The sequence below is a fragment of the Sphingopyxis sp. genome, from assembly GCF_035998905.1.
Classification (GTDB): domain Bacteria; phylum Pseudomonadota; class Alphaproteobacteria; order Sphingomonadales; family Sphingomonadaceae; genus Sphingopyxis.
Genome location: NZ_DASYHG010000003.1, coordinates 1 through 14495, shown reverse-complemented (window position 1 = coordinate 14495; position 14495 = coordinate 1). Strand labels below are relative to the sequence as shown.

The window sequence follows — 14495 nt, the reverse complement described above, 5'->3', positions numbered from 1 at the left end:
TAGCCGGACATCTCCATTGCCGCGTAATTGAAAATGGCGTCCGGAACACCGGGGGCGGTTCACCTGCGCCGACCGCCCACATTTTCTTGCCGCTGACTTTGCGTTGAACTGTCTTATCTGGACAACCCGGACGGCTTGATTGGCGCCTCGCGGCGTTCGACCTCGCCTTTGCTGAGCTCGACGGCGTGCGGATAGGGAATTTCGATACCTTCGCGATCGAAAGCCTCCTTGATAAACTTGGTCATCTCGGATTTGTAAATCCGATGTTCAGTCGTCGGCACCCATGCCCGGCCTTGGATATTGACCGATGAATCGCCCAAATCCTTGACCCCGAACCATCCGGGCGGATCGGCTATCGCGCGCTTATCGCTCATCATCAGCTCGCTCATGACGCTCAGAGCCTTGTCGATATCGTCCTCATATCCGATCCCGACCGTGATGATGCAGCGCCGCCGGCCTTTCTGCGTGTGGTTGATAATCGGATTAGAGGCCGCTTGGCCGTTCGGCACAAGGATGATCTGCTCGTCGGACGAACGCAGCCGGGTAAAGAAGAGATCGAGGTCGATCACGGTGCCCTCCTTGCCGTTGACCTCGACGAAATCGCCCAGATGATAGGGCCGAATGATTGCGATCATGATGCCCGAGGCGACATTTGTCAGCGTGCCTTGCAGCGCCAGGCCGATTGCGAGCGCGCTAGCGCCGAGAACCGCGACAAGGCTTGTCGTCTGAACGCCGAACTGCTGCAGCACGATGATCAGCACCAGAACGATAAGCGCATAGCGGATCATCATCGAGAGGAATGTGCCCAGGGTAGCGTCGATGCGCGGATGCTCGATCGCTTTTTTTCGCACCAGTTTGGAAAGGAAGAAGGCCAGCCATAGGCCGATAATGAGGATCAGCGCCGCCGAGCCGATACGGGCAATCCACGTCACGATTGCCTCGGAGCGAAATTCCAGATCCATTCACCGTCTCCCCAACATCTTCAGTCAGCAACGTAGGGGACGAGCGGCAGTTGCACGGTGATTTTCCGTCCCAGTGACGTGGGTGAGATATCGGTGGAATCGGGTTATGCTGAATGACAAGTTCAAGCAGGTGTGTAGGTGCCAACAACACGCTCGCCCGTCGCAGCAAGCTGACCGCTCGATACGCCGCGCTTGTCGGGTCCCGGCATCGCGGCGAGCTGGCTTTCGTGTGGGGCGGAGATCGAAGCACTGCCCCCACGCCTCCTATATCGGGCGCGATGGGCAGATCGATGCCAGGGGCAGGAGCTCACTCGGACAATCGTCGTAACCTAAGTTAAGTCGATGAGAAATATGAAACAATCATCCGTTCTGAGCGTCTCTCTTGTGCGCATTAAGTGCGCGCTATATAGAGAGGATGACAACATGGCTCAGAATAATCAGGGCAACCAACAGGGCGGCCAACAGCCTGGCAAGACCCCTGGCCAGCAGGATCAGCAGGGCGATCAGAACCGCCAGCCCGGGCAAGACCGCGACAAAGATCGCAAACAAACGGACGACGATACAAATCGCCGCTGACCGTTAACTATCGCGGCGTCAACTGAGGCCGGACTGCTCATTTCCCGCAGTCCGGCCTTCATCCGTTTTGCCATCTTCTGAGGACGGAGACGAAACATGAAATCCAGCGACACCGATGCAACGCATATCTTGACTGCCGATCACCGCGCCGTCGAAAAGCTGTTCGCCCAGTTTGAACGGGAGGATAGCCGGGCAGACAAAGGCAAAATTGCCAACCAAATCTGCACCGAACTCAAGATCCATGCCCAGTTAGAGGAAGAAATCTTCTATCCTGCGCTCGAGGGGAAAATCGACGACGATCTCCTCAAGGAAGCCTATGTCGAGCATGACGGGGCTAAAATGCTGATCAACGAAATAGTTGCCGCAGATGCTGACGATGAATTTTTCGATGCCAAGGTGACGGTGCTCAAGGAAGAGATTGAGCATCATGTTAAGGAAGAGGAGAAGCAGCACGGCAACATGTTCCAGCAGGCGCGTGCTGCCGCCATCGATCTTCATGCGCTTGTCGAGCGAATGCTGACGCGAAAGAAGGAATTGCAGGCTCTTGCGGACACGAAGGGTCTGCCGCCTGCGCAAACCACCACGATGTAAAAAATTCGCTTGCGCGCCGGGTTTTGATTTTTGCTGCGATGCTGCACTTTAGCGAGCCCGGCGCGTCCAGCTGCGGGGCTCTTTTCGCAAGTCACGATATCTGGCACCAAATTGCGGCGCAATTTGTCGATGCCGGTAACGCATTGGCCATGCTTTGCCCGAGATGGGGCTATCGCTTCTGCAAATTTCCATCGACTGCAAGAATGATGATCGCGCAACTGAGCGCGCCATCTTCGTCGGTCACCGTGATGCGCAGTTCGTCTTCGCGCACCATCAAGTCAGGCTCGTCGCGCAAGAGGGCACCACCGTAGCGTATGGCTTCGCGCTTGGCCGCTGCGAGGTCGGGAAGCTCGCAACCGCATCGGTCGATGTCCTGCGTGCCATCACAGGTATGGAAATAATATCGTGGCATGGCAGCTGAGCTCCTTCACGGCGGACCGGCTCAGCATCAACCCTTGGAGGCTTCGTTTTGATGCAGATAAATATCGGAAAATTCCGCGATTTTTTTTAAAGCTTCGACGTCGCCAATTTGCAGCTTCCGATTGACGCGTTGCACAGCGCCCCTTTTTTCTAAATTCTTGATCGTGCGATTGATATGCACCGGCGTCAGCCCGAGCAGATCCGCCAATTGTTCTTGTGTCAACGGCACCTCGAACGCCTCAATTCGCTTGCCTGCGATTTGTTCGACGCGGCATTGCAATTCGCAAAGCAGATGGGCGAGACGCGATAAGGCATTGCGACGACCGATGTTGAGCAACCATTCACGCCCGATCGATGCTTCGATCAAAATATCAATGAGAACTGCGCGGGCGAGCGCGGGCCGCGGCGTGACCAGCTGTTCAAGATCCTTCAGCGAAAATATCGCGAGTTCGACCCGCGTGAGCGCCTGCAGGTCATGGTCTGCGCGTTCGAGATAGAGCGATTGGAAATCAAGTGGATCGCCAGGAATTTTAAGCGCGACGATTTGTCGGCCGCCATCGGCGGATGTTTTTTGCCGGTAGGCAAAGCCTGATAAAATCACCGGACAGATTAATGCCCGCTCGCCCTCGCTCAGGATATAGGCGTTAGGTTCCATAGACCGCAGGCTGAAAGGAAGTGTGGCGATAGCAGCCTGATCATCTGTTGACAGCCGACTGTGGCTCAGCAGCTTGCGCACAAAGATGCCAAGCCGTCCCTCCGAATTCGACGACGATCCACCGCCTTCCCAGCGCGTGCTATGCTTTTCCTCGTCCTGACTCACACCATATCCTTCGAACTGACCGACTTCCCCGTAAAGCAGCGTTGGTGCGGGAGGGCTCCGTGTCAATTACCTCGAGGAAAACGAACATGGTGCAAACATATAAATCGAGGGGACACCGCCGTCACAACATGGATCAAGTCGCGCTCCTGAGCCCGTCACTATGTGGTCTTTAGCGCCGGATTACAAGCGAGGGGACGCATGACGATACGCGAAGAAGACTCGGTCTGGGCGGCCGTGTTCGCCGCCGAAGATGAACATGGGGAGGGGGCTGAGGAGTATGCGCGGCGCGAACGGGTCAAAGCGATTGCCGCGGGCGATATGCGGCAGGCGGAGATATGGGAGGCAGCCGCGCGATCGCTCCATACATTGCACACCATCAACCGGACCTGGGCACGCCCCCGCGGGGACCTGCTGCCGCAGATCGATCCCACAAGGGCGCGGCCGTGGGAAGATCCCCAAAAGCGCTGAGCGCCGATCGGCGTTGCGGCGCTGAAGGGGATTGAAAAGCGCCTTCGCCATCCTTGCCTCTGGCGAGAGGCCGCGCGAGCATCCCCAATCGCGCCGCGAACATGTCGATCTTCGGCCTGGCTTGCGCCTTGGGTGTCGGCGCTGGATATCGGACTGTCGGCCGCGAACGTCCTCAACTTCGGCAAAACGAGCTAACCCAATAAGTAGGACGATTCCTATTTGAGCCCTATCGGATTACCTCGGCGCTAATGGGGCGGGGCTTACCGGGCCGACGAACGCGCTGCGCTCGGCGCAGCACGGCCAACTGCTCGACAACGAGCCGCGGATCGTAACCTTCGTTCAAATAGGTTTCGATGCCATCGCGGGCCTGCCGCCGATAGGCTTCAGCGACCGCGCTGCCGGGCGGCGCCTGCCGCCACTTGCCTTCAGCTCCCTTGTCCGCCGCGCCGCTGGCCCGCGGATCCAATTTATCCGATTCCTCATCGACGGCAGCAGCAGCGGCGAGCGCCGCCGCTTCGGCGCCCGCATGTGATCGCGCATATTCAAGCAGTCTATCAACCGTTCGGGTCCGGCGCTTCAGCTGTCCGTTCTGAGCCCGCGAGACTAGCGACTGATGGACGCCGGCGGCTCGCGCGATCTCCTGCTGCACCGGCAGCTGATCACTGGCGAGAAGCTCGCACAGCTCCCTCATTATTCCGGCATTGGATGGCGCATGGGTTCGCATAAGCCACTTGCATAAATTGTTATGCGCATTAATACTATACGCATAATGCACAGATTAACTCATATCGACATGTTCAGCGGTGCGGGGCTGTTTAGCGCCGGCTTCGTCGATGTCGGATTCGAGCCCGTGCTCGCGATCGACCTCGCCAAGGAAGCGGTGGCGAGTTACAATCTCAATCTATCGCCGGTAGCGATCGCCGGGTCGGTCACCACCTTCAATGAAATCCCGCCGGCTGACGTGCTGATAGCAGGCCCGCCCTGCCAGGGATTCTCGACGCTGGGTCGGCAGGACCCGCTAGACGTCCGAAATAGCTTGGCACTAGAAGTTCCCCGTTGGGCCGATGCCTGCGGCGCCAGCGTCGTCGTCATCGAGAACGTGCCGCCGTTCCTAGCGTCGCCCCAATGGCGCGAGCTTGCCGTCGCCCTTGAAGCACAGGGATACGTCATCGAAACCTGGGTGCTCGACGCCGCCGAGCACGGAACCCCCCAACTGCGTCGCCGCGCGTTCACTATCGCGTCGAAGGTAGGTGCCTTGGCCAAGCCCGTGCCGTCCGCCGAAAGGATCAGTGCCGGGCATGCGATTGCGTCGCCGATGCTTGCTGGGGACCCGCTTCACACCTGGCCCATTCCGAGGGGAATCGCCGCAGAGCGCATTGCGCTCATTCCGTATAAGGGGGACAAACGTGACGTGATGCGGCTGGCTCCCCATCTGTGCCCGCCGTCTTGGGTCAAGGTGGGATGCCAAGCGACAGACGTATGGGGACGCATCGACCCCGAAGCGCCGGCGAACACCATCCGCTGCACCTTCCAAAACCCGTCGAAGGGCCGGTATCTGCACCCAACCGAGAACCGCACCCTGTCCCTTCGCGAAGGAGCGCGCCTCCAGGGCGTGCCGGATCATTGGTCGTTTGTCGGGCGACCATATCCCGTTGCCCGCCAGATCGGGAACGGCGTGCCAGTCCCGCTCGCGCGCGCGGTGGCGAGGTCGGTGCACGATGCCCTGGTCAGCGAGCGGCTGCTCATCGCCGCCTGAAATCGCAGTTAGGCTCTTTCGGAATCCAAAGTTGAGACTAAGTTGTTCGTCATGAACGAACAGACGGCACTTGCACTCGACCCGGCCACCGTCAGGCCCGCCACGTTCCCGCTTCGAATCCAGGGAGGAATGCTCGAGGCGCTCGGCATCAACATGTATTCGACGATCGGCAAATGCCTGGTCGAATTCGTGGCCAACGCCTATGATAGCGAAGCTAAGACCGTCACCATCACAATCCCTTTCGAAACCATTCAGATCGCGCGCGAGAAGGTGAAGGCCGAGGCCAAGGCGGAGGTGAAGCTTAAGAAGCGCGATCCCTTCACCGCGCTGCTGACGCCGCTGCCCGACGATGTGGCAATCGTGATCGAGGACGATGGGCATGGCATGTCGCCCCATGACGTCGAGAAAAAGTTCCTGCCGATCAACCGCAAGCGGCGCCTCGACGAGGCTAGCGGCCAGGAAACCAATCTCATGTCGGAAACTGGCAAGCGGAATGTCATGGGACGCAAGGGTCTTGGTAAACTCGCCGGCTTCGGTGCCGCCACCAAGGTGGTCATCCGCACCAAGCGCAAGGGGGAGACATTCGCCACGACGTTCACGCTGGACGATAGCAGCATCCGTCATGCCGAGAACCTTGGTGAGGTGGAAATTCCGGCCTCATACGAGGATGGCGTCGACGTTGATGACCACGGGACTAGAATCACGCTGACCGGTCTGAAATCCGACGCGGTGCGCTATTCGATCGACACCATCGCCAGCGCGATCCGCGAGGCCTTCTTTGGTATCGAGCCGGCGGAGCTGGCGGTGACGATCAACGACACCGAGGTTCAACCCGAAAAACCGGATTTTGCCTACACGTATCCGGACGGCGCGACGCTCGACAACCTCGCCGATGCCGTGATCAAGGTGGACGAGGAGACGTCGCTGCCGATCAAATACATGATCGGCTACCATGCGCAGGGCAAGCATCTCCCCACGGCGAAGCGGGGCGCCCGCATTTACTGCAACGACCGGCTGGCCGCCGGTCCATCTCTGTTCGGCCTGCCCACGGGCATGCACAACTTCCACAGCCAGAGCTACATGGAGTGCGTCGTTCGCGCCGACGAGCTCGATCGGCATGGCATCGATCTCGTCAACACCAACCGCACTCAATTGCGCGAAGACAACGAAATCGTCAGCGCGCTGATTACCTTTGTCGAGGAGGCGATGCGCAAATCGCTTTCAGCCCATGCCAAGTGGAAGGAGGACCAGGTCGACGTCGAGATCTCGAAGTCTAAGATCGCCCAAACGGTCATGAAGTTCACCGATGTGCTGGAAGGGAAGGCCCGCTCCACAGCCAAGCAGCTTGTCCGGAAGCTGGCGGTCGAACATGGCGTCGCATCCACCGAGTTTGCGGAAATGGCGCCGCTCGTTATTCAGTCCGTCAACGCGGGCGAGGTTCTCATCCGTCTCAGCGAACTGGGCCATGACCCCAAGTCGCTGCAGGCAATCGCCCTGAACTTGGTCGAGCTCGCTGGCATCGAGAAGAGCGATGCCCTCAAGAACTATCGTGGGAAGCGCAACGGCATCAATGCGCTGCTCAAGCTCATCATCGATGGCGAATCGAAGGAGATGTGGAAGAAGAAGGGCATCGAGAAGCAGCTGCATCAACTCTTCAAGGAACAGCCTTGGCTCATCCGCCCGGAATATTCGCGCTATCTCACGAGCGATGACGACCTGTCGAAGGTGTCGACGGCTATAGCCGTCCATCTGAAGGTCGATCAGCACATTAAGGGCATGGACGATGCGACGCGCCCAGATCTCGTGTTCGTAATGAGCGACGCCGGCGCACCACACCAGATCAACATCGTCGAGCTGAAAAGCCCTTCGCTGCCCCTCAGGAACGCCCATCTAACACAGCTCGAGGGTTATATCGCCAAGGTGGAAAGCTACTGCACCATGGAACTGCATCGGCAGGTCCATGTGCAGGGATATCTCATCGGTGCAATGCCCGACGACAAAACCGCCGCGGATGATGAGCTCCTGCTGCTGAGCCGTATGCGCAAGGCTGGCCCTGACACCCAATGGAAAGTCGTGGGGCTGCGGCTTTTGCTCGAACATGCGCAGGCTGCGCACGCGTCGGTGATCGACTCGTTGAAAAAGGACATTGAGGCTGAGCTCGCCGACGAGGAAAACGGTGCCGAGACGAACTCAGCCGGTTCTGACGGCAACGCGGGCGAGGGCGATGATCGCGACGGCGAACAGGTCGCCGCAACGAGTGGAGACGACGCCGAAGCTGCCCCGGATGCCTGAACCCCCTCCCGAATCGAGGTGGCCGCCAATATGTTCGGTCCGTTGAGGACCTCAAGTAGAAAGCATGTCAGCTATACGGCGAGATGGTGGCGCATGTCGTCCAAGGGAGCACTCGCGCGGAAGCGAAGACGGCCATCATGCCGTCGGGCACCGCGTTGCCCAAAACGCCTGCAAAGCTTGCCCTTATCTCGGCGTAAACCCTACCCAGCCAGCGCGCTCGCCGCACGGTAAGCCCATATGGATGAGAGGGCCGGTAAGGATGGCGCCGCAGTTGGCGGATCGAATTTGAAAACAAGTCGGCTATATCGACCATCGTGCCTCAAAAGACGACGGACTTCGCGTGATGCCTTGCGGCGCGAAGCATGAGGAGCACGATCAAGCGAAGCATATGAAGTTCTATCAAGCATGGTGAGCGGACGTTGAAGCGCGAAGGTAACGGTCCATACGTCATGAGTGCCGACGACTGCGCGTGCATTGTTAAGAAGCTGAAACTCTGTCGTGGGTGTTCATACTGGCATCAATCCTATCGGCGCCACGCATAGGTGGACCTTTTGATCTGCCCCCTTCTGAGTGGTCCCAAATTGATGATATTTTGGGTTACGAAGGAGACAAGGAATGCCGAGCAAGAAGCATCGCCCGGAAGAGATTATCGGCAAGCTGCGTGAAGCGGAGGTCGTGCTGGCGCAGGGGGCGACGACGGCGGAAGCCTGCCGTCGTATCGCGGTCAGCGAGCAGACCTATTATCGGTGGCGCAAGGAATATGGCGGCCTAAAGACCGATCAGGCGCGTCGGATGAAGGATCTGGAGAAGGAGAATCTGCGGCTTCGACGCGCGATCTCGGACCTGACGCTCGACAAGCTGATCCTGCAGGAAGCCGCCCGGGGAAACTTCTGAGCCCCGCGCGCCGAAGGCGCTGTATCGACCACATCAGAACGATGATGGCGGTGTCCGAGCGGCGGGTGTGCCGTGTGCTTGGGCAACATCGATCGACGCGGCGCAAGGCGCCCCGCGGGGCAGATGACGAAGCGGCTCTCACCGAGGATATCATTGCGTTGGCTCGGCAATATGGTCGTTATGGCTATCGCCGGGTGACAGCGTTGCTGCGCAATGCAGGGTGGCATGTGAACCCCAAGCGGGTCGAGCGCATCTGGCGGCGCGAGGGGCTGAAGGTGCCGCAAAGGCAACCGAAGCGCGGGCGGCTGTGGCTCAACGATGATCGTGCATCCGGCTTCGGCCCGAGTATCCCAGCCATGTCTGGTCCTACGACTTCGTCGAGGGCCGCACCCATGACGGGCGCAAATACCGTATCCTGTCAATCATCGACGAGGCGAGCCGGGAGTGCATGGCGTTGCCCGTGGCGCGTAAGCTCAAGAGCGACGACGTGCTCGCGGCGCTGGCCGAACTGTTCGTCACGCGTGGTCCGCCGGCGCACATCAGGTCCGACAATGGGCCGGAGTTTATTGCCACGGCGGTGCAAGGAATGGCTGGCGAAGGTCGGCGTGAAGACGCTTTACATCACGCCCGGATCGCCCTGGGAGAATGGCTATTGCGAAAGCTTCAACGGATCGCTGCGCGATGAGCTGCTCAACGGCGAAATCTTCTACTCGCTCGCCGAGGCCCAGATCCTGATCGAAGCTTGGCGCCGGCATTACAACACCGTCCGGCCGCACAGCTCGCTGGAGTATCGGCCACCCGCGCCCGAGGCCGTTCCATCGCCAGTGTCGCCCTCCGGCTCCGCTTCGCTCCACCTACGTCCAACACTGGCGATGGAGGCGCGAATGCACTAACATATAGCCCGGACCACTCGGTGGGGGCCGGTCACTTTCATATCGCCAGACAAGTTCAAATCGATAGTTGTCGCGCGGCGGGCGCCCCGAGACCCGCCGCCGACCCGATCTTCTGAACACCGGAAGCTCGGTTTTGATACACAAAGCTGCTAGAGCTAAAATATCGTCGCGCGACACATTATGGGAACTTACCGGCGAATGCGCACTCGCGTTTCGAGGTCTGCTAACCGGCGCTCAAGATAGTTTCTATCATCAGTAGTCGGTGTTGCGCGCTTGTAGGCAGCATCGAGGCGCGTCAGGTCGCCTATTTCCACGCGGACCTGAGCCTGCGCAGCGACGTTCAGCCCACTGGATCTCAGAGCGTTGTCAATATTTGTAAGTCGGGTGCGGTTGTCGACCACGGGCGAACCCGTCCCATAGGCTACGTCGCCAACTCTAAGGTCCAGCGCATCGAGGCGCGAGTCCAGATCCTCCTGTTCACGGCTCGTAATTCCATCGCGAGCATAAAGCGCTTCGGCTTGAATCAAGGCGTTATAATCGTTTTTGAGGCGTGAGGCCTCCGTGCGGCTGAGACGCCGCGCGCTCACCGCTGCGTCGACACGCCGATTGAACTCGGAACGGCCTTCGCTAACCGTCATAACTGCTGGCTCACCGACGTCGGCAAATCCGCCATCGACCAACGCTTGCGTAAGCGCACCATAGCGATCAGCAAGCTCGGTGCGCTCGGCGGTGGTGAACCGATTGTCTGCTCCGTAGCGCGTTTCGAGGGATACAAGCTCGTCATATTCGCTCTTCATCCGTTCGCCATTCGCCTTGGTGAGCGCGCCGGATCGGACGTCAGCGTCGATGCGAGCATGAAATTGATTACGTTGCGTGGCGAGAGGTTTGCGTCCGGCGGCCCATTGCTGTTCAATGGAGGTTGAAATCCCAAGCCGGTCACCGAACAGGGTTCCAAGAATCGCGCCTACGCGGTCTTTCTGCGTGGTAGTGACGGTGGAGTCAGCTGAACCGGACTGGGCAACAGCAAAATCCGGCACTGCGATCAAGGCGCTAGCGGCGACTACGGTAAAGAACTTGCTGCTAATCACTGGGCATCTCCTTGTAAAAATCTACCGGTAAACACCGCGAACGGATGATGGTTGCACCGCCCGACGCTTCTAGGCGGGAGACGATTTGGGTGAAGCCAGGCCGTAGGGGACAAGACGGCCAATCTTTGCGCACTGCGAATGAGAACGGTGCCCGGCGATTGGGAATCGCGTCTTACCGACTTGGGAGCAGGCGAAAGGGAAAGACTTCGACCACTCGGAACATTTGCCTGAGCGCTCGACTGCAGATCGATATGACGGGTTTTACCACATAACTGCGCAAGTTCGGTATACCGCTCCTCGATCTTGAGGATCTGTTTTTGCAATTCGATAAGAGCAGCGTCTCAGGCAGCGTTTTTCTTGTCCAGCGATGCTTCTGCCCACGCCGATGTCACCAAGGGTTTCAGCGCGACTCTTGTGGTCTACGAACCGGTTTTTCGTCGACAGAACGCCGACAAACTACGAGGGGAACACCTCGTGCTTACGGTCAAGCCAAACTAGATAGAATACCGAGCCCTCGATGACGCCGTGCATTCGCGCAGCGTTGCTTCGATCAACCCGGATCTCGTGCATCCGATAGTCTTTACCAATCGAGTCGGGCCTTGTGAAGCGTTCCGCTAATCGCGTGCCTTTTCGATGTGGAGAGCAAATGCTGGAATTTCGTAGCGTTGCGATATTCATTGCTCGCATCTTCTCCATCACGCCGACGAAGCTTTTGATGTCTGATTTGCCCCACGTAGAAAGACATTCCGTTTCCGCTCTGTAGTGGGCGAAGCTGACCGTTACTCCAGCGTCGTCATCCACCGGTCGTATGGATGGCGAGGGCAGTTGCTGATCGGTTCGCGTGCCGCCCTGACGAGAATTACGCGGCATCCTTGATCTTCTCCCGGTAAAAGTTCTTCATGACTGTTTTGGGGATCACTTTGTCGCTGGGCGCGAGAGGAGCAAGGCCTTGGCGCGCGGCATGCCAAGGCCCACCCGCCTCTTTCGCAAGTTCGTCGAGCTTGAAAGGCAGGTAGCATCCATAATCCCTTTGGATACATTCGAGCATCTCGAGCTTGCGGCCTTTGATGGTGCGGCTCTTCTCGATATCCGGGAGGCTCGCGCCATCCAATCGCTCGAAGCGTTCATAGACGGATGGAATTACCGGACCCGTGCCCCAAGCTTCAAATTCCTCCTCAAACATCTCGTGGCCGGTATTCGCCAGATACCAAGCCTGGGCGAAGTAGAGCAGGCGATGGACGATGTCCGTGGTGATGACCTCGCCCATTCGGCGGTCGATCCGATTGATAAACCAGTCCGCGACATCGTGAGCATCAATTTTGCGCGCCATATCTTCCATCTCTTTATTTTCCTTTCCAAGATGAACATCAAACCCGAATTTTTGGTAAAATCGCATTCTGTATTCTACGGGCGCGCTCTGATGTCGGCTGATCGTCGGACATCGAGCAGTCAGACGCCGTCATACTCGCCGGTGCGAACAGCCAACCGACCCGCGACAAAATCTCTGAAATCTGATGGTGTGTTCAACGTCGGCAGCTTCGATAGCGGGATCGGCACCAACGACGAAGCACGGCCGTTCCTTCAGACTGCTAGATATTGACGGCGTCCGCCGCCGGTCGAAGTTGATGGTGAGCGGCGAAATCGATGCCGGCCGGTTTGGCACATTCAGTCGTAATGTGAAGCGGACTGGGACGCCGATCGATGCGCCGCAGGAAAAGATTCTTGCCGGCATTCGCTGAACCGCCCGAGACGACTGTTGCGATTGCGATGGTTATCGCGGCGTGCCCTTACCGAATTTGCCAGAACTGCAGACTTTCGCATTTCATGATTAATCGAAATTAACGTGCAATACTTCGCGAACTATTGAAATATAAATCGAAATTTCCATATGGTCAATCGCCAGCGGTGTCGCCCCGCTTTTGCACAAGTGAAATTGCCACATCGGCGACCAGGAGACGTTTAATGGACCTGATGACCATTGCCCCCAAAAGCATTCCCGGCAGCGCGGCGTCGACCAAGGCGAATCCGGTCGTGCTCGATCCTCTCGCGGAAGACTGCCCTCACGACGACGCCGCCATCATCACCACGCGGCGCGCAATTACGCGCGTTGCTTTGGTTGCAGTCGAGACTGGAAGCAGGTTCCAGCGCGAGGGAATTAAGTATGACCCTATGTCATGGATGCTCGCTCCGCGACGGCTGTTCAACGGTCGCGCGGCGATTGATGCTTGCCTCGAGCGCGAGCACTGCCTGCGAAGCATTCTAGTCCACGGACTGTCGTTGGGGCTCGACCTTGCGCCCACGGCGGTCGATACTCTTCTTTCAGAGGATGATGAGGACAAGCGTCGGCGGTCACGGCAACATATGTCGCCCAAACAAAAGGCGGGAAAAAAGGATCACCGCTCTGGCCATCGGCCTTTGGCAGCGCCCCGCTTGTTCACGGCAACCATAATCTATTCTAGCCGAAATCTGATGCTTCAGGCGTTCCATGCCTCCATCGCACATGAGCCGTCTGAGATCTCGGCCCGGTTGTGTGAACGCTTTGGACATTCGGCGGCAGATGTTGCCGACATTCGCGAAGGTTTCCACCAATCGACTCCAGTGGCGATGGCGTTGGTGCAGGAGCCTGTCGCGGAACTTATCCGCCGTGTGGCGCCTGAAGCAGATCACCCATTGCACCATGATTTCGCGGTGACCATCGAACAGCGCATCGACGTCTGATCCTAAATGGCGATGATCGACGGCGAGCCTATGTCGTCGCTCGCCGTCGGCTTCGACATTAGGTTCGAGCAGCGCTTCCAGACCTGACGATATCCTGACGCCTTCCGGCCCGGGGCAATCGGCTCGGGCGAAGTTCTTTCAAGCATCGGAGACACTATGAAGGACGAGATTCCCGATCCGGCTGCGCTGTGCGTGCCGAACGGCGATGACGATGTGCGCCTGCTGCGCCGGCTCGATGTCCGCGAGGGAGAGACCGGCGTCGGCGGCCGGGTCGATACCTTTATCGGCGTTGCCGTCGACTGCGAGACAACCGGCATCGGTGATGAGAACGCGATCATCGAACTCGCCTTGCGTCGCTTCCGCGTCGATCCGGCTGGCGTAATCGTCAAGATCGACCGGTCATACTCGTGGCTAGAGGATCCGGGAAGTGATCTGCCAGAGGACATCGTGCGATTGACCGGCATCACTGACGCCGACGTAGCCGGTAAGGCAATCGAAGAAGCGGCGGCGGTGCGGCTTCTCAAATCAGCTGAGTTCGTCTGCGCGCACAATGCCGCATTCGACCGTCGGCATATTGAACGCCGCCTACCGGATGCCGCGGGGCTCGCGTGGTGCTGCAGCTGCAACGACATCGACTGGCGCGCCAATGGTTTCGACGGCCGGTCTCTGGGGTGGCTTCTTGCGCAGAGCGGATACTTCCACGGGGCGCACCGCGCCGGGGACGATGTCGACGCGGTGATCCAAATTCTGCGACAGAATATGCCTGATGGCACGACTGCGCTCGCGCAGATGCTCACCACCGCCCGCGCGCCCAGCTGGCGATTCCGCGCGGTCGGCGCCTCCTTCGAGGTGAAGGACTTGCTGCGACTGCGGGGCTACCGCTGGGACGCTGCGAGCAATCCGAAATGCTGGTGGCGAGAAGTGCCCGACGCCCGTCGCGCCGAGGAGGAATGGTGGCTCGCCAGTCATGTCTACTCGATGGAGGCCAATCCCCGAGCTCTTGGACCGATCATCGAG

Annotated in this window: 14 protein-coding genes and 1 pseudogene; 8 read left to right on the top strand and 7 right to left on the bottom strand. The window is 58.8% G+C overall.

Annotated features, from left to right (window positions below; all coding sequences use genetic code 11):
* Window positions 1–113: 113 nt before the first annotated feature.
* Window positions 114–962, bottom strand: a complete 849-nt coding sequence (locus VGN62_RS00280) for a mechanosensitive ion channel family protein (protein ID WP_327450006.1) — start codon at window positions 960–962, stop codon at window positions 114–116.
* A gap of 423 nt (window positions 963–1385) precedes the next feature.
* Here VGN62_RS00280 and VGN62_RS00275 point away from each other — a divergent pair, with 423 nt between their 5' ends.
* Window positions 1386–1538 (top strand): hypothetical protein, encoded by a 153-nt coding sequence (locus VGN62_RS00275; protein WP_327450003.1) that lies wholly within the window; start codon window positions 1386–1388, stop codon window positions 1536–1538.
* A 96-nt stretch (window positions 1539–1634) separates the two neighbouring features.
* Window positions 1635–2129 carry a hemerythrin domain-containing protein gene (locus tag VGN62_RS00270; protein WP_327450001.1) on the top strand — a complete coding sequence of 165 codons (495 nt, stop codon included), beginning with the start codon at window positions 1635–1637 and terminating at the stop codon, window positions 2127–2129.
* A gap of 169 nt (window positions 2130–2298) precedes the next feature.
* Here the strand turns inward: VGN62_RS00270 and VGN62_RS00265 are convergent, their stop codons facing one another.
* Together VGN62_RS00265 and VGN62_RS00260 are read right to left on the bottom strand one after the other, a co-directional pair.
* Entirely contained in the window at window positions 2299–2541 is a 243-nt protein-coding gene (locus tag VGN62_RS00265) for a DUF6894 family protein (protein ID WP_327449999.1), read from the bottom strand.
* 36 nt (window positions 2542–2577) lie between these two features.
* A complete protein-coding gene (locus VGN62_RS00260; protein WP_327449997.1) occupies window positions 2578–3369 on the bottom strand; it encodes a Crp/Fnr family transcriptional regulator in 792 nt (263 codons plus the stop codon).
* 198 nt (window positions 3370–3567) lie between these two features.
* Here VGN62_RS00260 and VGN62_RS00255 point away from each other — a divergent pair, with 198 nt between their 5' ends.
* Window positions 3568–3837 carry a hypothetical protein gene (locus VGN62_RS00255; RefSeq protein ID WP_327449995.1) on the top strand — a complete coding sequence of 90 codons (270 nt, stop codon included), beginning with the start codon at window positions 3568–3570 and terminating at the stop codon, window positions 3835–3837.
* Between the two features lie 226 nt (window positions 3838–4063).
* Here the strand turns inward: VGN62_RS00255 and VGN62_RS00250 are convergent, their stop codons facing one another.
* Window positions 4064–4528: a hypothetical protein gene (locus VGN62_RS00250; protein ID WP_327449993.1), complete on the bottom strand. Its 465-nt coding sequence runs from the start codon at window positions 4526–4528 to the stop codon at window positions 4064–4066.
* A gap of 102 nt (window positions 4529–4630) precedes the next feature.
* Here VGN62_RS00250 and VGN62_RS00245 point away from each other — a divergent pair, with 102 nt between their 5' ends.
* The 3 genes and pseudogenes from VGN62_RS00245 to VGN62_RS00235 all read left to right on the top strand — a co-directional run bounded on the left by VGN62_RS00245 (window position 4631) and on the right by VGN62_RS00235 (window position 9672).
* A complete protein-coding gene (locus VGN62_RS00245) occupies window positions 4631–5593 on the top strand; it encodes a DNA cytosine methyltransferase (RefSeq protein WP_327449990.1) in 963 nt (320 codons plus the stop codon).
* Window positions 5594–5644: 51 nt separating this feature from the next.
* Window positions 5645–7885, top strand: a complete 2241-nt coding sequence (locus tag VGN62_RS00240; protein WP_327449988.1) for an ATP-binding protein — start codon at window positions 5645–5647, stop codon at window positions 7883–7885.
* Between the two features lie 615 nt (window positions 7886–8500).
* Window positions 8501–9672 (top strand): annotated as a pseudogene (locus VGN62_RS00235) (IS3 family transposase).
* 188 nt (window positions 9673–9860) lie between these two features.
* Here the strand turns inward: VGN62_RS00235 and VGN62_RS00230 are convergent.
* From VGN62_RS00230 to VGN62_RS00220, 3 genes are all read right to left on the bottom strand, one after another.
* A complete protein-coding gene (locus VGN62_RS00230) occupies window positions 9861–10760 on the bottom strand; it encodes a hypothetical protein (RefSeq protein WP_327449986.1) in 900 nt (299 codons plus the stop codon).
* A gap of 456 nt (window positions 10761–11216) precedes the next feature.
* Window positions 11217–11630, bottom strand: a complete 414-nt coding sequence (locus VGN62_RS00225; protein WP_327449984.1) for a hypothetical protein — start codon at window positions 11628–11630, stop codon at window positions 11217–11219.
* Window positions 11620–12099, bottom strand: coding sequence for a Panacea domain-containing protein (locus VGN62_RS00220; RefSeq protein WP_327449982.1), 480 nt, complete (start codon window positions 12097–12099; stop codon window positions 11620–11622). Before VGN62_RS00220 ends, VGN62_RS00225 begins: the two co-directional genes overlap by 11 nt.
* A gap of 623 nt (window positions 12100–12722) precedes the next feature.
* Here VGN62_RS00220 and VGN62_RS00215 point away from each other — a divergent pair.
* Together VGN62_RS00215 and VGN62_RS00210 are read left to right on the top strand one after the other, a co-directional pair.
* Complete coding sequence (locus VGN62_RS00215) at window positions 12723–13478, top strand: hypothetical protein (protein WP_327449980.1); 756 nt, start codon at window positions 12723–12725, stop codon at window positions 13476–13478.
* A gap of 156 nt (window positions 13479–13634) precedes the next feature.
* Window positions 13635–14495 (top strand): 3'-5' exonuclease (locus tag VGN62_RS00210; protein ID WP_327449978.1); only part of this gene is annotated, 861 nt, incomplete at its 3' end.

Excerpts from the sequence above, each read along its gene's own strand:
- VGN62_RS00240 (WP_327449988.1), top strand. The coding sequence starts at position 5,645 with ATGAACGAACAGACGGCACTTGCACTCGACCCGGCCACCGTCAGGCCC.
- VGN62_RS00215 (WP_327449980.1), top strand. The coding sequence starts at position 12,723 with ATGGACCTGATGACCATTGCCCCCAAAAGCATTCCCGGCAGCGCGGCG.
- VGN62_RS00265 (WP_327449999.1), bottom strand. The coding sequence starts at position 2,541 with ATGCCACGATATTATTTCCATACCTGTGATGGCACGCAGGACATCGAC.
- VGN62_RS00220 (WP_327449982.1), bottom strand. The coding sequence starts at position 12,099 with ATGGAAGATATGGCGCGCAAAATTGATGCTCACGATGTCGCGGACTGG.
- VGN62_RS00245 (WP_327449990.1), top strand. The coding sequence starts at position 4,631 with ATGTTCAGCGGTGCGGGGCTGTTTAGCGCCGGCTTCGTCGATGTCGGA.
- VGN62_RS00255 (WP_327449995.1), top strand. The coding sequence starts at position 3,568 with ATGACGATACGCGAAGAAGACTCGGTCTGGGCGGCCGTGTTCGCCGCC.
- VGN62_RS00275 (WP_327450003.1), top strand. The coding sequence starts at position 1,386 with ATGGCTCAGAATAATCAGGGCAACCAACAGGGCGGCCAACAGCCTGGC.
- VGN62_RS00250 (WP_327449993.1), bottom strand. The coding sequence starts at position 4,528 with ATGAGGGAGCTGTGCGAGCTTCTCGCCAGTGATCAGCTGCCGGTGCAG.
- VGN62_RS00280 (WP_327450006.1), bottom strand. The coding sequence starts at position 962 with ATGGATCTGGAATTTCGCTCCGAGGCAATCGTGACGTGGATTGCCCGT.
- VGN62_RS00225 (WP_327449984.1), bottom strand. The coding sequence starts at position 11,630 with ATGCCGCGTAATTCTCGTCAGGGCGGCACGCGAACCGATCAGCAACTG.
- VGN62_RS00270 (WP_327450001.1), top strand. The coding sequence starts at position 1,635 with ATGAAATCCAGCGACACCGATGCAACGCATATCTTGACTGCCGATCAC.